This is a genomic window from Afifella sp. H1R (assembly GCF_021462425.1).
Classification (GTDB): Bacteria; Pseudomonadota; Alphaproteobacteria; order Rhizobiales; family Afifellaceae; genus Afifella; species Afifella aestuarii.
This window is the reverse complement of sequence record NZ_JAKEDY010000001.1, coordinates 1,838,221-1,856,431: the sequence shown is the minus strand read 5'-3', so window position 1 is coordinate 1,856,431 and position 18,211 is coordinate 1,838,221. Positions and strand designations below refer to the sequence as shown.

15 protein-coding genes are annotated in these 18,211 nt (G+C 63.4%); 7 read left to right on the top strand and 8 right to left on the bottom strand.

Features of this window, described 5'->3' with window-relative positions:
- The first annotated feature begins 12 nt into the window (after positions 1 to 12).
- The 7 genes from L0F51_RS08860 (at position 13) to L0F51_RS08830 (ending at position 7,345) form a co-directional block, all read left to right on the top strand.
- A complete protein-coding gene (locus L0F51_RS08860) occupies positions 13 to 720 on the top strand; it encodes a DUF1045 domain-containing protein (RefSeq protein WP_234628827.1) in 708 nt (235 codons plus the stop codon).
- On the top strand, positions 717 to 1,856 hold the full coding sequence (locus L0F51_RS08855) for an alpha-D-ribose 1-methylphosphonate 5-triphosphate diphosphatase (RefSeq protein WP_234628826.1): 1,140 nt from the start codon (positions 717 to 719) through the stop codon (positions 1,854 to 1,856). The genes L0F51_RS08860 and L0F51_RS08855 overlap by 4 nt, the downstream gene beginning before the upstream one ends.
- Positions 1,853 to 2,437: a phosphonate metabolism protein/1,5-bisphosphokinase (PRPP-forming) PhnN gene (gene phnN, locus L0F51_RS08850; RefSeq protein WP_234628825.1), complete on the top strand. Its 585-nt coding sequence runs from the start codon at positions 1,853 to 1,855 to the stop codon at positions 2,435 to 2,437. The genes L0F51_RS08855 and phnN overlap by 4 nt, the downstream gene beginning before the upstream one ends.
- A gap of 67 nt (positions 2,438 to 2,504) precedes the next feature.
- Positions 2,505 to 3,494, top strand: a complete 990-nt coding sequence (locus L0F51_RS08845; protein WP_234628824.1) for an ABC transporter substrate-binding protein — start codon at positions 2,505 to 2,507, stop codon at positions 3,492 to 3,494.
- 40 nt (positions 3,495 to 3,534) lie between these two features.
- On the top strand, positions 3,535 to 5,223 hold the full coding sequence (locus L0F51_RS08840; RefSeq protein WP_234628823.1) for an iron ABC transporter permease: 1,689 nt from the start codon (positions 3,535 to 3,537) through the stop codon (positions 5,221 to 5,223).
- Positions 5,211 to 6,263 (top strand): ABC transporter ATP-binding protein, encoded by a 1,053-nt coding sequence (locus tag L0F51_RS08835; RefSeq protein WP_234628822.1) that lies wholly within the window; start codon positions 5,211 to 5,213, stop codon positions 6,261 to 6,263. Before L0F51_RS08840 ends, L0F51_RS08835 begins: the two co-directional genes overlap by 13 nt.
- Positions 6,263 to 7,345: an MBL fold metallo-hydrolase gene (locus L0F51_RS08830; RefSeq protein WP_234628821.1), complete on the top strand. Its 1,083-nt coding sequence runs from the start codon at positions 6,263 to 6,265 to the stop codon at positions 7,343 to 7,345. The genes L0F51_RS08835 and L0F51_RS08830 overlap by 1 nt, the downstream gene beginning before the upstream one ends.
- A 3-nt stretch (positions 7,346 to 7,348) precedes the next feature.
- On the opposite strand, the gene L0F51_RS08825 is transcribed toward L0F51_RS08830, so the two are convergent.
- From L0F51_RS08825 to L0F51_RS08790, 8 genes are all read right to left on the bottom strand, one after another.
- Positions 7,349 to 8,470: an ABC transporter permease gene (locus tag L0F51_RS08825; RefSeq protein ID WP_234628820.1), complete on the bottom strand. Its 1,122-nt coding sequence runs from the start codon at positions 8,468 to 8,470 to the stop codon at positions 7,349 to 7,351.
- Between the two features lies 1 nt (position 8,471).
- Complete coding sequence (gene rbbA, locus L0F51_RS08820; RefSeq protein ID WP_234628819.1) at positions 8,472 to 11,243, bottom strand: ribosome-associated ATPase/putative transporter RbbA; 2,772 nt, start codon at positions 11,241 to 11,243, stop codon at positions 8,472 to 8,474.
- A complete protein-coding gene (locus L0F51_RS08815; protein WP_234628818.1) occupies positions 11,240 to 12,364 on the bottom strand; it encodes an HlyD family secretion protein in 1,125 nt (374 codons plus the stop codon). The genes rbbA and L0F51_RS08815 overlap by 4 nt, the downstream gene beginning before the upstream one ends.
- 213 nt (positions 12,365 to 12,577) lie before the next feature.
- On the bottom strand, positions 12,578 to 13,414 hold the full coding sequence (locus tag L0F51_RS08810) for a protein-glutamate O-methyltransferase CheR (RefSeq protein WP_234628817.1): 837 nt from the start codon (positions 13,412 to 13,414) through the stop codon (positions 12,578 to 12,580).
- Positions 13,411 to 14,604, bottom strand: a complete 1,194-nt coding sequence (locus L0F51_RS08805) for a chemotaxis response regulator protein-glutamate methylesterase (protein ID WP_234628816.1) — start codon at positions 14,602 to 14,604, stop codon at positions 13,411 to 13,413. Before L0F51_RS08805 ends, L0F51_RS08810 begins: the two co-directional genes overlap by 4 nt.
- Positions 14,601 to 14,978, bottom strand: a complete 378-nt coding sequence (locus L0F51_RS08800; RefSeq protein ID WP_092810289.1) for a response regulator — start codon at positions 14,976 to 14,978, stop codon at positions 14,601 to 14,603. The genes L0F51_RS08805 and L0F51_RS08800 overlap by 4 nt, the downstream gene beginning before the upstream one ends.
- A 27-nt stretch (positions 14,979 to 15,005) precedes the next feature.
- Positions 15,006 to 15,476, bottom strand: coding sequence for a chemotaxis protein CheW (locus L0F51_RS08795; RefSeq protein WP_234628815.1), 471 nt, complete (start codon positions 15,474 to 15,476; stop codon positions 15,006 to 15,008).
- Positions 15,473 to 18,208: a chemotaxis protein CheW gene (locus L0F51_RS08790; RefSeq protein WP_234628814.1), complete on the bottom strand. Its 2,736-nt coding sequence runs from the start codon at positions 18,206 to 18,208 to the stop codon at positions 15,473 to 15,475. The genes L0F51_RS08795 and L0F51_RS08790 overlap by 4 nt, the downstream gene beginning before the upstream one ends.
- Positions 18,209 to 18,211 lie beyond the last annotated feature (3 nt).

Genomic DNA, 18,211 nt, shown 5'->3' with positions numbered 1-18,211 from the left:
CGAAAGATCCCCATGCGCGTCGCCATCTATTTCACTCCAGCCGTCGACCATCCGATCACCCAGGCCGCCAATGACTGGATCGGCCGTGATCTGTCCGATGGTCCGGTCCAGCAAAAGGCTGTGGGTGCCTTGAGCGCTGAGGAAGTGCGCGCCATCACCGAGGCGCCGCGGCGTTATGGCTTTCACGCCACGTTGAAGCCGCCGTTCTCCCTCGTCGACGGCGCGTCGGAGGAGGATGTGGATCAGGCGTTGCGCAACTTCTGCGCCGAACATGGTGTCATCGAACTCGGGCCGCTCGAGATCCGCGCCATCGGGCCCTTCTTTGCGCTCGTGCCGCAGAATGACGTGCCCGAGGTCCGCGCGCTCGCGGACGCGGCGGTGGAAGCGTTTGAGCCGTTTCGCGCACCTCTGAGCGATGAAGATCGCGCACGCCGCAGGCCGGAGGAGCTCACCGAACGCCAGCGCGACTATCTCGATCGCTGGGGCTATCCTTATGTCTTCGATGAATTCCGTTTCCACATGACACTGACTGGCCCGGTCTCAGGCGAGCGACGCTCGATTGTGGAGGGGGCGCTTCACCAGCATTTCGGTTCCGTCATCGAAACCTCGCTCGCGCTCGACGGCGTCTCGCTTCTCACCGAGCCGGAGCGTGGAGCCTTTTTTCAAGTTCACGCCCGCTGCAATCTGCGCGGGCCCAGCGAAAGAAAACCCAACACATGAGCGAAATCGTTTTTCGCAACGCCCGCATGGTCCTTGCCGATTCGGTTGAAGACGGCGATCTCATCGTCGCCGGGGAGACGATCCGTGAGATCGCCGATCCTGGGACAGGGGCGGGTGGTATCGATCTTGAGGGTGACTGGCTGCTGCCGGGGCTTGTGGAGCTCCACACCGATCATCTCGAGGGCCATTTCGCGCCGCGCCCTGGTGTCCGGTGGAATCCGGCCGTTGCCGTGCAGGCGCATGATGCGCAGGTCGCGACCTCCGGTATCACGACGGTGCTCGATGCGCTTCGGGTCGGCGCCGACGAGGATGCGCGCGTCCAGGTCCAGGAGATGCGCGGGCTTGCCGATGCGATCGAGGAGAGCCAGGACAAGGGCCGGCTCAGAGCCGAGCATTTCGTGCATCTCAGATGCGAAGTCTCCGCCTCCGACGTGATGGATGGGTTTGCGCTCTTCGAGAACGACCCGCGGGTCAAGCTCGTCTCGTTGATGGATCACACGCCCGGCCAAAGACAGTTCGCGAGCTTCGACGCCTACAGGATCTATTACCAGGGCAAGACCGGTATGGATGACGAGACGTTTCAGCGCTTCGTCGATCGCCGAATGGCGGAGGGCGGACGCTGGTCGCCCAAGCACCGCAAGCTCATTTCCGATCTCTGTCGTGAGCGTGGCATCCGGCTGGCAAGCCATGACGATGCGACTGAGGCCCATGTCGCCGAGGCTATCGAGTTCGGTGTGCATGTGGCGGAGTTTCCGACGACCGTCGCGGCGGCTCGCGCTTCCAAAGAGGCGGGTATGCAGGTTTTGATGGGGGCGCCCAACATCGTGCGCGGCGGTTCGCATTCCGGCAATGTCGCCGCAGCCGAGCTCGCCGCGGAGAACCTCCTCGACGTGCTTTCTTCCGATTACGTGCCTTTCAGCCTCATCCAGGCGGTGTTCGCGATATCGGAGGTCGTCGAGGGTGTGGATCTGCCGCAAGCCGTCGCCATGGTCTCGGCCAATCCGGCAAAAGCGGTCGGGCTCGACGACCGCGGGGTGATTGCGCCCGGCAAGCGCGCCGATTTCGTTCAGGTGCGTTTCGACGACGGCGTGCCTGTGGTGCGGTCGGTCTGGCGCCAGGGGCGTCGCGTCGCGTGAATGATCCACAGCCTTTTCGCACCGGCACCTTGGTGCTGGTCGTCGGTCCGAGCGGGGCCGGCAAGGACAGTCTGATCGACTATGCGCGGCAGAGGCTTTTGGATGTGCCTTCCGTGGTTTTCCCGCGTCGCACGGTGACGCGGAGCGAAAGTGATTTCGAAGACAATCTCACCATGAGCGAAACGGAGTTCTCCAAAGCGGCGGCTGCGGGGGCCTTTGCTCTCTCCTGGGAGGCGCATGGGCTCGCCTATGGCATCCCGAAGGCGATCGAGGCGGATCTCGCCGGCGGGTCCTCGGTCGTCGTTAACGTCTCGCGCATGGCGATTGAGCCGGCGCGCGCGAGATACCGGCCATTGCGCGTCGTCGTCGTGCATGCGCGTCGGGATGTTCTTTTTGAAAGGCTCAACGCGCGCGGGCGCGAGAGCTCGGAGGAAATCGCGCGCCGTCTCGATCGGGCCGATCTCGTCTCGGTCACCGGCGAGGACGTCACCGTCATCGACAATTCAGGTCCGATCGATGTGGCGGGGGAGGCGTTTGTGTCGCTCTTGCAAGGCTGTATCCGAGGCAGGCAAGAGCGTTAGACAAGTGTCACATGGCTCTGTTAGCCGGTGGCGGATTCTCCGCCTCTACCTCAAAAGGACGTCCAACATGATGAAGCCAATCCTCGGGCTTGCGGCTGCGGCCTTTGCCCTCGGCATGGCCGGCAGCGCTGCCGCAGAGCCCTCGGGCACGCTCACCGTCTACACCTCGCAGCCGAGCGAGCAGATGCAGAGCGTGATTGCGGCCTTCAACAAGGATTATCCGGACGTTCAGGTAGAGCTCTTCCGCTCCGGGACGACCGAGGTGATGAACAAGCTGCTCGCGGAGTTCGCCGCAGGTTCCTCGCCCGCCGATGTTGTGCTCATCGCCGATGCCGTCGCCATGACGCAGCTCAAAAATGACGGCCGGCTGATGACCTATGACGATGCGCCGATCGCCGATATTCCCGACGCGCTCATCGATCCCGACCACACCTTCTTCGGTACCAAGCTCATCACCACCGGCATCGTCTACAACACCAATCTCGTCGATAAGGCGCCGACCTCCTGGGCGGACCTGAAGGCCGAAGACGTCGCTTCCAAGACGACCATGCCGTCGCCGCTTTATTCAGGCGCCGCCGTCATCCACGTCGGCACCATGGTGCAGCAGCCCGAGTTCGGCTGGGACTATTACGAGGCGCTCGCCGACAACGGCGCCATCGCCGGGCAGGGCAATGGCTCCGTCATCGAGGCCGTCGCCCGCGGCGAGAAGGCCTATGGCATCATGATCGAATACATGGCCTTCAACGCCAAGAAAAAGGGCTCGCCGGTGGAGTTCGTGTTTCCGCAAGAGGGCGTGACCGCGATCTCGCAGCCCGTGGCGATCCTGAAGTCGACCGACAATGCGGAAGCCGCCAAAGCCTTCGTCGATTGGCAGCTTTCCAGGAAAGCGCAGGAACAGTCCGTGGCTCAGGGCTATTTCCCGATCTTCGACGATGTGACGCCGCCCGAAGGATATCCGAAGGTCGGCAGCCTCAAGATCCTGCCGACAGACGCCGAGACGCTTCTTGAAAACGACCAGGCCAACAAGGAGAACTTCGCTGAGCTCTTCGGCGGTTGATGTCGGTACGGCGGGCGCGGCCTCCTCGCGCCTGCCTCTCTTGCGCTTGCTTGAGCGCCATTTCCTCCTCGTTCTCGTTGCCCTCTATCTTGCGGCCTTCGCTTTGTGGCCGCTTGGACAACTCTTCGCCGAGGCACTGGCGCCCAACAAGGAGGGCGTGCTTTTCGGCACGTTCCTCGATCAATGGGAAAGCCGCTCGGCGATCCGCGCCCTGAGCCATACGCTCGAGGCGTCGTTTCTCTCCACGCTCGTCTCCGTCGTGATCGGGGCCGTTGCCGCCGTGCTCCTCGTCCTCACCGATATGCGGTGGAAGGGCGCGATCGTCTTCATGCTGCTTTTGCCGCTCCTGATCCCGTCGCAGATCATGGCACTCGCCTGGATCGAGCTCACGGGTCCGACGAGCCCGATCCTGGCGCCGCTCGGGCTTGCGCCCGAGCCCGGCATGACCAACCCGCTTTACTCCAAATGGGGCATCGTCATCGTCATGGGCGTCGAGCATGCGGCTCTCGTCTTTCTGACGGTGCGCGCGGCGCTTTCTTCGTTACCCATGGATATCGTCGAAGCGGCGCAGCTCGCCGGCGCCCGGCCTCTTCGTATCGTCATGCGCATCTTGATGCCTCTCGCCTTTCCCTCCGTCCTGAGCGGGGCTGCACTCGCTTTCGTCGCTTCGATCGGCAATTTCGGTGTGCCGGCACTTCTCGGCATCCCGGGGCGCTACACGATGCTGACGACGCTCATCTATCAGCGCCTGCAAGGTTTTGGGCCGCAGGTGCTTGGTCAGGTCGCGGCCCTTGCCGTCATTCTGACTCTGATCGCCGCTGCTGGCCTTCTCATTCGCAGCCTCGTCGCGCGGCGTTTCGGAGCTGCCGTGGAACGCACCAGTGCGCCGCTCGTGCCGTTCCCGCTCGGCCGCGCGCGTTTGCCGGTCGAGGGCGTGTTTCTCGCCTTTCTGGCCGTCATCGCCATCCTGCCGCTCTTCGCCCTCGTCGGCACCTCGCTGTTGCCGGCGCTTGGCGTGCCACTGTCGCTCGAGACGTTGACGCTGGAGAATTACCGCTTCGTGCTTTTCGGCTACGAGGCGGCGCAGCGTGCCTTTATCAACAGTTTCGCTCTCGCGCTTTCGGCCGCGATGATCAGCGCGGCTGTGGCGCTGCCGCTCGCCTATCTTTCGGTGATCGAGCGGCGTCCGCTCGCGCGCCTTCTCGACCTTTTCGCCGATGCGCCCTATGCCATTCCCGGCACGGTGCTCGCCATCGCCATTATCGTCGTCTTCCTGCCGCCGCTTCCTGGTCTCGGCGTCAGCCTCTACAATACCGGCTGGATCATCTTGGTCGCCTATCTCGCCCGTTTTCTCGCCCTCGTTCTGCGCCCGACGGTCGCTGCCATGGAAAGCCTCGATCCGGGCATGGACGAGGCGGCGCGCGCTGCCGGTGCCGGCATGCTCACACGCCTCAAGGCCGTCGTCGCGCCGCTTCTCGCGCCGACGCTCGCAGCCGGTGGGCTTCTCATTTTCATGCAGGCTTTCAATGAGCTCACCGTCTCGGCGCTTTTGTGGTCGAGCGGATGGGAGACGCTCGGGGTCATGGTCTTCTTCCTGCATCGGGAAGGAAACACGACGGCGGCCGCGGCTCTTGCGACGCTCGCCTTGATCTCAGCACTCGGGCTTGCCGGCGTCGCGGCCCTCTTTGCGCGAAAGCTGCCTTCCGGAGTTGTGCCATGGCGGGGATGAGAGCCTCGGGTCTCGGGAAGCGTTTCGGCGAGACGGACGCCCTGCGTGCGGTCGACCTTGCCATCGAAAATGGTGAGTTCCTGGCGCTTCTCGGGCCTTCCGGTTGCGGCAAGACCACGCTTCTGCGCTTGATCGCCGGCTTCGAAGTGCCGGATTCGGGCGAATTGCATCTCGGCGACGAGGTTGTGGCGCGGGCGGGCTGGGCGTTGCCGCCGGAAGAGCGCAACGTCGGCATGGTGTTTCAATCCTATGCGCTCTGGCCGCATATGTCGGTCGCCGACAATGTCGGCTTCGCACTCAAGGTGCGCGGTCTCGACGCCAGCGAATGCCGCCGGCGGGTCGAGGATGCGCTCGAACTCGTGGGTCTTGGCGGCCTCGCCAGGCGCAAACCGGCGGAGCTGTCGGGCGGACAGAAACAGCGAGTCGCGCTTGCCCGCTGTCTTGCCATGCAGCCCTCTGTCGTTCTTCTCGATGAGCCGCTCGCCAATCTCGACGCGCATCTGCGTGAGGCGATGCAGATCGAGTTTCGCCGCTTTCACCGTGAGATCGGCGCCACCTTCGTCTACGTGACGCATGACCAGAGCGAGGCGATGGCGCTTGCCGATCGGGTTGCGGTGATGGATCGCGGTGCCTTGCAGCAGGTGGCTGCGCCGCGGGAGCTCTATGCGGAGCCGGCGACCGAGATGGTGGCGCGTTTCGTTGGGCGCGGCATGGTCGTGCCGGTGACGGTTCTCGGCCATGAGAACGGCTTCATCGTCGCGGAAGCCTTTGGTGCGCAGATGCGGGTGAGAGGGCGGGCGACGGCCGGTGAAGAGCGCCTTCTCTGCGTCCGGCCTGCCGACCTCGCGCTGGATGGTGCCGGTATGGAAGCGCGCGTCACCGCAGCGGCTTTCCAAGGGGCGGCGACCATCGTGTCGGCGCAAATCGAACAAGGAGAACATGTTTTGAGGCTCGAATGCCATGGTCTGCCGCCTGAGGAAGGCGCGGCTGTCAGAATTTCCGTGCGCGATGGCTGGTTGCTGCCGGCGGGACGCGCGTGATGGCGTTGACGTTCAAGGCGCTGTCCGGGCTCGGCCCGAAACAGCCGGCGACCTTTCTCGTCGAGGCGGAGGGGCGGCGCATCATCTTCGATCTCGGAGAGGAGAAGGCGACCGGCCGACGTGCCGATCTTTCAAATGTCGGCAAAGTCGATGCCGTCGTCATCAGCCATGGGCATTTCGACCATATCGGTGCGCTCGACAGCCTGGAGACGCTCGGCAATCCGGCACTCTATGCGAGCGGATCGGTGCTTGCGCGTATCGACCGGCCGGCCAACGCGTGGGAACTCCCTGCGCAGGGCGAGACGGAAATCGCCGGCCTTCGCGCGAAGACCGGGCGCAACGGGCATGCGATCGGCGGGGTTTGGACCTTCCTCGATGTCGCCGGTGGCTTCATCTATATGGGCGACCATACGGATGAATCGAACGTCTTCGCCTTCGATCCGCCGCCTGAAGCGGCGACCATCGTTCTCGATGCCTCCTACGGCGATGCGGACGAGCCGCGGTCGGCGCAAATCGGTGATGTTCTGCAGCTCACGGCAAGCGGACGTGTGCTCATCCCGGTCCCTCCGGATGGGCGCGGCATCGAGATGGCTCTGATTGCCGACGAGGCCGGGCGCAAGATTGCGATCGATGAGAACGTACGAACATATCTTCGGCGCATCGCGGGTACCGATCGCGCGTTTGCCGCGCCGGGCGTGGCGGAACGCGCCGGGCGCCTCGCCGAAAGCGCAGATGATGCGGCCGATCCCGGGGCCAAGGCTGACGTCTTTCTCGCCGCCGATGCCGATGGGGATTTCGGTGTGAGCGGGGAGATTATCGATCGCCAAATGCGCGACCTCTCCGTCGTCTTTACCGGTCATCTGCACAAATCGACGCGCGGGTACAAAATGGTACAGGAAGGGAACGCCGTTTTCCGCCGCTACAACGTGCATCCGACATTGCCGCAGAACGTACGTCTGGCGCGTGCCGTGAACGCCTCAACGGTGGTTCCGGCCTTTGCCGATCCGGCGCATCTCAGCGCGTTCGAGACCGCTTTCGCACCCGCCCGTGTCGATCTCTCCGGTGCGTTTGCGATCGGCTGAAGCTCACGCCATTTCCGTGATCGTCTTGCGAAAGCGGGTCAGCGCCAGGGTGAAGAGGACCGCTCCGATCGCTGCGATTGCAAGGAATTGCGGCCACACGACACTGAAGCCTGCGCCGCGATAAAGGATTGCCTGCGCGAGCGAGACGAAATGCGTGTTCGGTGCCGCGAGCATGATCGTCTGGACGATATCGGGCATGCTTTCGCGCGGCGTCATACCGCCTGAGAGCATCTCGAGCGGCAGAAGGACGAGGATCAGCAGAAGCCCGAATTGAGGCATCGATCGCGCCAGCGTCGCCAGGAAGATGCCGATCGATGTCGAGGCGAAGACATGCAGCGCGGTGCCCGCCAGGAAAAGCGCGATCGAGCCTTCGATCGGCACCGACAGAAGCCCCTCGATGACGACGGTGAGCGACAGGAAGCAGGACACGACGACGACGAGGCCCATCGCCCAGATCTTGGCTGCCATGATCTCGAACGGCGTCACGGGCATGACGAGAAGATGCTCCACCGTGCCATGCTCGCGCTCGCGGATGAGGGCGGCTCCCGTCAGCACGATCGACAGGAGCGTGATGTTGTTGATCACCTCCATGATGGAGCCGAACCAGGCGCGGTCGAGGAGCGGATTGAAGCGGGCCCGCAGCTCCAATTCGACCGGAAGCTGATCGACGGCGCGGTAATGGCGGGCGAAATCCTCCACCTCTCCCAGAACGATCGACTGGATATAGCCCGATCCCGTGAAGGCCTGGGTGACGAGCGTCGCATCGACATTGAGCTGCAGAGCCGGGGTGCGCCCGGCCAGCATGTCGCGCTGGAAATCAGGCGGGATGACCAGCGCGAAGGTGTCGAGGCCGGCGTCCATCCGCTGGTCCATTTCCGAAGCGGTGATCATCTTCGGAGGAACGAAATAGGGTGGGTAGAAGTCCGAGACGATGCGCGTCGAGAGCGGTGATCGGTCCTCGTCGACGATGCCGATGGTGGCGCGGTTGAGGCTTTCCGGCATCGAGGTGGCCGCTGCATAGACGCCAAGCGTGAAGGCATAGACGATGAGGATGAGCATCATCGGATCGCGCACCAGGCTGCGCAGTTCCTTCACCCCGAGATTGCCGACATTGGCGAGCCGCATGTCACCGCTCCTGTTTTTTGAGGAGAAGCGCGGTGGCGGCAAGGAGCACCGGGGTCGCGAGCGCCAGCGGCAGGAAAGCTCCGCTCAGCTCCGAGAATCCGAGGCTCTTTGAGAAGGTGCCGCGTGCGATCGTGAGAAAATGCGCCGTCGGATAGATCTCTCCGACCAGTCTGCCGATACCTTCGAGCGCCGAGACCGGGTCGGTCAGGCCGGAAAAGTTGACGGCCGGAAGGATCGTCAGGATCGCCACCCCGAAAATCGAGGCGATCTGGCTTTTCATGAAAGTCGACATGAAGAGGCCGAGAGCGGTTGCCGAGCACACGTAAAGGAAGGCCGCCGTCGCAAGCGCGAGAAAACTGCCTTTGAAGGGGACTGCGAAAACCGTCACGGCGAGTGCCGTCAGAAGCAAGAAGCTCAGCCAACCGAGAATGACATAGGGGATCTGCTTGCCGAGCAGAAATTCCAGCTTCGTCGTCGGCGTCACGTAGAAATTGACGATGGAGCCGAGCTCCTTTTCGCGCACGACGCTCAAAGCCGCGAGCATTGCGGGGATCAGCATCAAGAGGATCGGGATCACCGCCGGCACCATGGCGACGATGCTCTTCACGTCCGGATTGTAGCGGAAGCGGGTCTCGAGATCGACGAGACCGGCAAGGCCGGTCGAGCGGCCGGTTTCCTTCGCCTTGGCGAGCAGCCACTGAGTGTGCATCCCTTGCACATAGCTTTTGATCGTCTCCGCCCGTGTCGGCATGGCGCCATCGATCCAGGCGCCGATCTCGACATTGTCGCCGCGCGCGACATCGCGGGCGAAGCCCGGCGGGATTTCGATCGCCAGACCGATTTCTCCGGCGCGCATGCGCTGGTCGAGATCTTCGTAACTCGTGATCGGCGGTTTCTCGATGAAGTAGCGTGAACCGGCGATGTTGAAGGCATAATCGTGCGACAGGCCGGTCTGGTCTCGGTCGAGGACGGCGAAGCTCAAATCCTCCACGTCGAGACTGATGCCGTAGCCCATGATGAACATCAAAATCACGCTGCCGACGATGGCGAGCGTCAGGCGGATCGGGTCCCGGCGCACCTCCTGGCTTTCGCGGCGCGAATAGCTCGCCATGCGCCGGAGATCGAAAAAGCGGCGTGCGGGTCGCGTCTCAGGCGCCGGATCCTGGGTGACGAGTGCAGCCGTCTTCGGCGCCTGTTCCTCATCCGCCCCCGCCTCTTCCAGATAGGAGATGAAGGCATCTTCGAGAGAGGCGGCTCCGCACTTTTCGACCAGGTCTTTCGGCCTGTCGGTCACCAGCACTTTGCCGGCATGCATGAGCGAAATGCGGTCGCAGCGTGCCGCCTCGTTCATGAAGTGCGTCGAGATGAAGATCGTCACCCCGTCGCGTCGCGATAACTCGACGATCATCCGCCAGAACGCGTCTCGCGCGACGAGATCGACGCCGGAGGTGGGCTCGTCGAGGATGAGCATCTCCGGCTTGTGGATCATGGCGACCGCGAGCGAGAGACGTTGACGGTGCCCGAGCGGCAGGGAATCGGGAAAATCGTCGAGGATTTCGGCGAGGTCGAAACGTTCCACCATTTCGCGGATGCGCGCCGGAATGTCTGCCTCCGGCACCCGAAAGAGACGGGCATGGAGCTCGAGGTTCTGTTTCACCGACAGCTCGGTGTAGAGCGAGAAGGCTTGCGACATGTATCCCACCCGCTCTCGGGTGGTGAGGTCGCGCGGATCGACCTCTTCGCCGAAGAGAAAGGCCCTGCCTTCTGAGGGGGCGAGCAGGCCGGTCAGCATCTTCATCGTCGTGGTTTTGCCGCAGCCATTGGAGCCGAGGAAGCCGAAGATCTCGCCGCGCGGGATACGAAAGCTCACATGGTCGACGGCGGTGAAGGCGCCGAAGCGCATGGTCAACCCTTCCGCCTCAATGGCGGGGACGCCGTTGTTCTCTTGTGCCTGCGGCGGGATGACGACAGGCTGATAACCGGCCTGCTTTTCCTCGGGCAGAAGCGCGATGAAGGCGGCCTCGAGCGTCTGCGTTCCGGTTTTTGCCAGAAGCTCGTCCGCGGTTCCCGTCGCGAGCACCTGCCCGCCATCCATGGCGACGAGCCAGTCGAAACGTGCAGCCTCTTCCATATAGGCGGTGGCGACCACGACGCTCATGGTCGGGCGGTCGGCCCGGATCTGGTCGATCAGTTCCCAGAATTGACGGCGGGAGAGGGGATCGACGCCGGTCGTCGGCTCGTCGAGGAGAAGGAGATCGGGATCGTGAATGAGCGCGCAGCAAAGGCCGAGCTTTTGCTTCATGCCGCCCGATAGCTTTCCCGCCGGGCGCGTCAGGAAGGGGCCAAGGCCGGTGGCTTCGGTCAGCTCGTGAATGCGGCGTTCGCGCTCCGCCTTTCCGTGGCCAAAGAGGCGGGCAAAGAAATCGAGGTTTTCAGACACCGACAGTGTCGGATAGAGGTTCTTGCCGAGCCCTTGCGGCATATAGGCGATGCGCGGGCAGACGGCGGCGCGGTGGCTGGAATCCTTCATGCTGCCGCCGAGCACCTCAACCTCGCCCTTCTGGATGCGGCGGGCTCCGGAGACGAGGGAAAAGAGGCTCGATTTGCCGACGCCGTCGGGGCCGATGAGCGCCACGGCGCGGCCGGCCGGAATGTCGAGCGTGATATCGTCGAGCGCCTGCGTGGCACCAAAGCGCAGCCCCACATGCGCGAGGGTCGCGACGGGCGGGGGCGTCTCGCTGTCAGAAGGGGCGATGGGCAGGGGCGGCTTCATTCTGCGCCCGTCATCGCGCCCCCGGGCTCAGGCTCGGGCGCGCCCTTTTGCGGCAGATTGACCTTGAGGTTATCCGGCCACTCGGCGCTGCCGTCGATCTTCACATAGGCCATCCCCGGCAGCCCCGTTTTCACGTAGCGGATATGTTCCTTCAGAAGGTCGGTGGGGATTTGGGCCTTGATGCGGAACATCAGTTTCTGCCGCTCTTCGGCGGTTTCCACCGTCTTCGGCGTGAATTGAGCGACATCGGCGACGTAGGAAATGGTCGCCGGGATCACATATTGCGGGGCGGCGTCGAGGACGATGCGGGCTTCGGCACCGAGCGCCACGCGACCCGCCTGAAGTGTCGGCAGGAAGAAGGTCATGTAGACATCCGACAGGTCGACGAGGTTCAAAATCGCGCTGCCGGCATTTACCACTTCGCCTGGCTCGGCGATGCGGTACTGTACGCGCCCGATCCGCGGCGATGTGAGGGTGCTGTCGTCGAGATCTGTCTTGATCCGCTCGACCGTGGCACGCATCGCGTCCACCTGCGCCTCCGCCGTCACGACGCCCGAGCGTGCATAGCCGAGAGCCGCATCGGCAGCCGCCACCTTGGCCTTTGCCGCGGCAAGGGCGGCCTTCGCGCCTTCGAAAGCGGCCTTGTCGTCGTCGTATTGCTGCACGGAACCGGTGCCGCGTTCCTGCAAGGTCTGGCTGCGGGTGAGGCGCTTTTCCGCGGCTTCGAGCGTCGCCTCTTGCTGTGCGACGGTGGCTTCGGCGGCTTCTTTTTCCGCCTGGCGCTGCGTGACCTGGCTGTTCGCCGTTTCGATGCCGATCTCGGCAGAGCGCAATTGTGCCTCGGCTTCGCGCAGCTGCGCCTCAAGCGTAGCGGTATCCATCTTGGCGAGTTTTTCGCCGGCGGCGACATAGTCGCCTTCTCGCACATAGACGTCCTGCAGGCGGCCGGCCGTCTTGCTTGCGATGTCGATCTCGACCGCTTCGATCCGGCCGTTGCTCGAGGCGAGGGCTGCGTTCTCGTTCTCGCCGGTCACCATGGCCCTGATTTCGGGCCAATAGGAATAACCGACGCCGACGATGAGAGCCGCGACGATGAGGACGAGGAGTAGCTTTCTTGTCATGGAGGCGGGCCGGTCTTCGCTGGCGGCGTGGGAGCCGCGGCAGGCGCCGCCAGTTCGCTGCCGCTTCGCCTAAAAGGTACTCTGGCGGACCTATCCTGGCAAGCCGAAGCTTGAGCCGATCACGGATCCCTCATCGTTTATAGACCAGCCGATGCGCGGTGGCATGCCCGTGAAAGAAATAGCCGCTCCGCATGGGTGCGGAGCGGCTTTTGATCAGGCCGCGACGACGGCCGATTGGTTTGCTGCCAGCCCGTAGAGGTTGCGCTGGCCGGGGACGAGCGTGAACTTGCTGCTCACACCAACGACCGTCTCGGCGCCGCCGAGCACGAGATAGCCGTCCGGCCGCAAATTGCGGGAGACCCGATCGAGAATGTCACCCTTCGTGGCCGCGTCGAAGTAGATCAGCACATTACGGCAGAAGACGATGTCGAGCATGCCGAGGGTCGTGAAGGAGTGCAGCAAATTGAGATTTCTGAACGTCACCATGCGCCGGATATCGTCGGAAATCTGCCAGTTTTCTCCACTCTTCTTGAAGTATTTGAGGAGGAGCTGGACCGGGAGGCCACGCTGAACCTCAAACTGCGTGTAGATGCCGGCGCTCGCCCGTTTCAGCATGTCGTCGGAAATGTCGGTCGCGATGATTTCGACCTTGCGACCGCCGACCATCCCCACTTTCTCGCGAAGGATCATGGCGAGAGAGTAGGGCTCCTGGCCGGAGGAGGCTGCTGCGCACCAGATGCGCAACGGCTGCGTGACGGGGCGATTGCGCAACAGTGTCGGCAGCATCACGTCGCTGAACAGGTCGAACGGTGTCTTGTCTCGAAAGAAGAAAGACTCGTTGGTCGTCATCGCATCGACGACGGCCTTGCCGATGTCCATGGAGCCCTGCCGCAACTTTGCGGCAAGTGCTGCGATGCTCGGCAGCCCGAAATGCGTCGCTACCGGAAGCAGACGGGACTCGAGCAGGTAGGTTTTCCCTTCCTGCAGCACGAGGCCCGATTGCGCCTTCAGATATCTCTGGAAGAACTCGTAGTCCGCAGGTGTGATCATGAGCGTCCCCCTGAGATTCGCCGAACCACGCGGGGTCCGATTTCCGTTATCGGTAGAATTTCGGAGCAGGCTCCGACCTCTGCGGTCGCGCCTGGCATGCCCCAGACCACACTCGAAGCTTCGTCCTGCGCAATGACGGCACCGCCGCCGTCGGCGATGATGGTTGCTCCCTTGGCACCGTCGGAGCCCATGCCGGTGAGAACGAGTGCAAGGGTGGCGCTGCCATAGATGTCAGCGATCGATTGAAACATCGGATCCACTGCCGGCTTGCAGAAGTTGACGGGCGGTGCATCCGAGAGCTTGATCACCGTGGTGCCGTTCGATTTTGCCACAAGCATGTGCTTGCCACCCGGAGCCACGTAGATGTGACCGGGACGCACGGGCTCGCCATCGATCCCTTCGGCGGCCGGACGACCCGACGCCTTGGCGATGTGCTCGGCCAGGATCGTGGTGAAGGTCGGCGGCATGTGCTGTGTCACGAACACCGGGATGGTCGTGAGGGCACTGCCGGCATCGGTGAAGAAGCGCGTCAGTGCCTGTGGACCGCCCGTGGAGCTGCCGATCGCCAGGGCACGCACCGCGCTCATCGATGCGGGACGCAGACGGATCTTGGGCTTGGCCGCGGCTGGAATGGCAGGCGCACGTGCGGCCGCTGGTGCCGATGTGCCCGGCGCCTGCCTGGCCGTTGCCGGAGCCGGCGTGCGGAAGCTCTTGCCGCGACGCACACCCGCACCCAGGCTGCGCACCTTGGAAATCAGGTCGTGGCGGAAGTCGGCCGCGGCCAGGAGGCCGTTGGTGGAATCGGGTTTCGGGACGTAATCGGCCGCTCCCAAGGTCAGAGCACGAATGCTGACCTCGGCGCCGCGGCGCGTGAGCGTCGAGGCCATGATGACGGCCGTGCCCGGTCGCTTTTCGAGAATGAGGGGCAGAGCCTGCAGCCCATCCATCTCCGGCATCTCGATGTCGAGAATGGCGACATCGGGCTGCGAGCGGACCACGTCATCTACCGCCCGCCGCCCGTTGGGATGGGAGGCGATGAGGGTGAGATCCGGTTCCTCGGAGATCCAGCGGGAGAGGATGCCCCGAATGAACGCGGAATCATCGACCACCATGACACGGATAGGCTCGTCGCTCTTCGGGCGGACCGCAGCGGGGCGGGCGCCAGGCGGAGGTGCGGCGATCGCGTTCATGTTGCCCTCGCCAGAATGCCGACGGATTCCAGCTTCTCGCGCAGGATCTCGGCGTCATAGGGCTTCATGATGTATTCGTCGGCACCGTCCTCGATGGCGCGCGCGATGTGATCGAGATCGTTTTCTGTCGTGCAGAAGATCACGCGTGGTGCTTCTCCGTCCGGCCGCTTGCGCAGAGCCCGGAGGAAATGCGGGCCGTCGGTAACCGGCATGTTCCAATCCAGAAGGATCGCATCCGGCATCGCTTCCTGGCACCGCTCCATCGCGGTCTCGCCATTGTCGGCTTCGCGCACCTGGAAGCTCATCTCTTCCAGCATGCGCCGGGCCACCTTTCGAACAACGGAGGAATCATCCACCACAAGGCAGGTTTTCATCGCGGGCTCCTTGGAAAGCTGCTCGTGTCAGGCAGCAAGAGCGACAGTTACGCGGGCAAGGGCTGCCTCGACGTCCAGGATCAACATGAGTTCGCCCGAGACGTGATAGACACCCTTGACGATCTCGGCCCAGCGCGGGTCAAGGTTCGGGGGGCAGGGCTCGAGCGTCTCTTCCAGGTGCATGACCTCGCCGACCTCATCGATGATGAGGCCGAAGGATTCGCTCTTGTACTCGATGCCGACGGCCATCTTTTCCTTCGCGTCGCTCGGCGGGAAGCCGAGCAACTGGCGAAGATCGATGGTGGTGACGATGCGTCCGCGCAGATTGAGGACGCCTTCCACTTCCTTCGGAGCGAGGGGAACGCGTGTCACCTGCTCGGGGACGAACACCTCGTGGACCGCTGCGATCGGGAGGCCGAAGCGCTGGCCACCAATGCGGACGGTGACATACTGATTGGCGGCCGACGTCCGCACGTCGTGGACGTTATGCTGGCTCATGCTGCTTCTCCATAGATCGGGGCGCATTGCTTGATCGCCGCGATGAGTTCGCTGCGATCGACCTTGGTGGCGATGCGATCGAAGCCGATGAGGTTCTCCTCACCCGGGCGCACCCGAGACTTGGCGCTGCCGAGGGCCATCAAGGGGACATGCTGCATGTCCGCCTGACCGCGTACGGCGGCCGCGAAGGCGGCCGGGTCCATCGCCGGCGTGTCGAGATCGGTGACGACGAGGTCGAAGCGATGCCCTTCCGTAATCTGGGCGAGGGCATCTTCCGCGCTCGAGGCCAGCGACACCCGATATCCGGCGCTGCGCAGGATCGGCTCCACCATGTTGCGGTAGAAGACGTTGCCGCCAACGAAGAGAAGCTTCTTGCCCTTGCGTTCGGCCTGTTCGGGAGCATCGCGGAAGGCGATCTCGAGGAAGTGCGAAATGTCGACGATATCCGTCGCCTTGCCGCCGAGAACAGCGCTGCCGAGAAGCCCCGGCGTTTCGGAGGGAAGCTCGATATTGAGCGGCTCCTGGACGATGTCGACGATTTCGTCGACCACGAGGCCCATCGTATTGCCGTTGTCGGAGAAGACGAGCATCGGCTGGGTTCCCGTCGTGCGCTGTTCCACCTCGTGGTTGACGTAGACGAGCGGGATGAGCGCACCGCGGTAGTTGAGGATCGGCTGACCGCCGGCCCATTCGACTTTTTCGGTCTCGAATTCCTCAAGGCGCGTGACGAGCGACAGCGGCACCGCTTTCGGCTCGCGATCGCCCGCCCGGAAGACGAGCATGGAAACGGCGTCGTTGGATTCCTCCTGCTCTTCGGCGTCGGCGGTGGCCGTGGCGATCGTCTGATCGATGCTGCTTGCGGCCTGCTGGGCGACACCGTTCGGATCGACGATCATGATCACGCGTCCATCGCCAAGGATGGTCGAGCCGGAGAACATGCCGATATGGCGCAGCATGGACGACATCGGCTTCACCACGATTTCTTCGGTGTGGAAGACCGCGTCGACGATGACGCCAAAGATCTGATTGCCGACCTGCATGACGGCAATGAAGCCGCTCTCCTGGTCTGCGACCTCGTCTTTGACGCTGCCGAGAAGCGCACCGAGATGAACGATCGGCAGGAGCTTGTCGCGCAGCCGAAGGACGGGCGCGTCCTTGAGACGTTCGATCTTGTGCTCGGAATCCGGCTGGATACGGACGAGCTCAACCACGGCCAACTGCGGCACCGCAAAACGCTCGCCGGCAACTTCCACGATCAGAGCCGGCACGATCGCCAGGGTAAGCGGGATCTTGATGACGAAGGTCGAGCCTTTGCCCTGCGTGGAGCGCACGTCGACATTGCCACCGATGATCTCGATGTTGGAGCGCACGACGTCCATGCCGACGCCACGGCCGGACACGCTCGTCACCTTTTCCGCCGTCGAGAAGCCGGCGTGGAAGATGAAGCGATGGATCTGAGCATCCGACATCTTGGCGAGCTCGGCTTCCGTCGCCAGACGGTTTTCCAGCGCTTTCTCGCGGATGCGGTCGGTGTTGAGGCCGCGACCGTCATCGGTGATCTCGATGATGATGTGGCCGCCTTCGTGGAAGGCGGACAGCCGCACCAGCCCCTTCTCGGGCTTGCCGGCGAGGCGGCGCTCTTCCGTCGTCTCCAGACCATGGTCGGCGGAGTTGCGCACCATGTGGGTGAGGGGATCTTTGATCAGGTCGAGAACCTGGCGGTCGAGCTCGGTCTCCGCGCCCACCATCTCCAGCTCGATCTGCTTGCCCAGATCCTGCGCAAGGTCGCGCACGATGCGGGGCAGCTTCTGCCACGCATGGCCGATCGGCTGCATGCGGGTGCGCATGACGCCTTCCTGGAGCTCGGCCGTCACCGTCGACAGACGCTGCAGCGAGACCTTGAAGTCGGAATCTTCCTGACGGCGCGCGATCTCCATGAGCTGATTGCGGGTCAGAACCAGCTCGGAGACCATCGTCATCAGATGCTCGAGGGCATCGAGATTGACGCGGATCGACTGTGAAGAGACGCTCGAGCTGTTGTTGTTCGCGGCAGGTTGCTCTTCGCCCGGCTTTTTGGCCGGAGTTTCGGGCGTCTTGGCGACCGGTGCCTTTGTCTCGGGCTCTTCCTTCTTTGCAGGCGCAGCTGCGGGAGAGGCCTTTTCTTTGGCTTTGGCCGGAGCCTTCTTAGCCTTCGTTTTCCCCTTGGCAGCCGGGTTTTCAACTTCCGTCTCGCGGAAGATCCGCTCCAATTCGTCGAGCGGGATTTCGCCCGGCATCAGCGGACGTTCCAGCACCTGGTCGACGAGGGTACCGACGGTCACCTCGGCCTCTTCGACGACTTCCTCTGAAACAGCTTCACCCGCCGCCATCTTTTCCAGAAGCTCGATGAGATCTGCGTCGCTTCCTTCCGGCTCCTGCCCGCCGTTCTCTTCGAGCTTCGCCAGGATGTCCTTGATCCTGTCGATGGTCTTGAGGACGAGGCTCACCGCTGCCGGCGTGACGGGCACGCCTTCGCGGAACTTGTCCATCAACGTCTCGGCAGCATGGGCAAGCTTCGCCAGGCGAGGCAGGCCGATAAAGCCGCAGGTGCCCTTGATGGTGTGCACGAGGCGGAAGATGTTGTTGAGAATGGCAGCGTTGTTCGGTTCCTGCTCGAACTTCACGAGCTCGACGTCGGCGACGTCCAGGCTCTCGTTCGTCTCAGTCAGGAACTCGCGAAGCAGTTCATCCATTGC

Bases quoted from the DNA above. Each gene is read 5' to 3' on its own strand.
- L0F51_RS08810 (WP_234628817.1), bottom strand. From the start codon at position 13,414: ATGATCACACCTGCGGACTACGAGTTCTTCCAGAGATATCTGAAGGCG.
- L0F51_RS08795 (WP_234628815.1), bottom strand. From the start codon at position 15,476: ATGAGCCAGCATAACGTCCACGACGTGCGGACGTCGGCCGCCAATCAG.
- L0F51_RS08860 (WP_234628827.1), top strand. From the start codon at position 13: ATGCGCGTCGCCATCTATTTCACTCCAGCCGTCGACCATCCGATCACC.
- L0F51_RS08825 (WP_234628820.1), bottom strand. From the start codon at position 8,470: ATGCGGCTCGCCAATGTCGGCAATCTCGGGGTGAAGGAACTGCGCAGC.
- L0F51_RS08835 (WP_234628822.1), top strand. From the start codon at position 5,211: ATGGCGGGGATGAGAGCCTCGGGTCTCGGGAAGCGTTTCGGCGAGACG.
- L0F51_RS08855 (WP_234628826.1), top strand. From the start codon at position 717: ATGAGCGAAATCGTTTTTCGCAACGCCCGCATGGTCCTTGCCGATTCG.
- L0F51_RS08805 (WP_234628816.1), bottom strand. From the start codon at position 14,604: ATGAACGCGATCGCCGCACCTCCGCCTGGCGCCCGCCCCGCTGCGGTC.
- L0F51_RS08815 (WP_234628818.1), bottom strand. From the start codon at position 12,364: ATGACAAGAAAGCTACTCCTCGTCCTCATCGTCGCGGCTCTCATCGTC.
- L0F51_RS08845 (WP_234628824.1), top strand. From the start codon at position 2,505: ATGATGAAGCCAATCCTCGGGCTTGCGGCTGCGGCCTTTGCCCTCGGC.
- rbbA (WP_234628819.1), bottom strand. From the start codon at position 11,243: ATGAAGCCGCCCCTGCCCATCGCCCCTTCTGACAGCGAGACGCCCCCG.
- L0F51_RS08800 (WP_092810289.1), bottom strand. From the start codon at position 14,978: ATGAAAACCTGCCTTGTGGTGGATGATTCCTCCGTTGTTCGAAAGGTG.
- L0F51_RS08830 (WP_234628821.1), top strand. From the start codon at position 6,263: ATGGCGTTGACGTTCAAGGCGCTGTCCGGGCTCGGCCCGAAACAGCCG.
- L0F51_RS08790 (WP_234628814.1), bottom strand. From the start codon at position 18,208: ATGGATGAACTGCTTCGCGAGTTCCTGACTGAGACGAACGAGAGCCTG.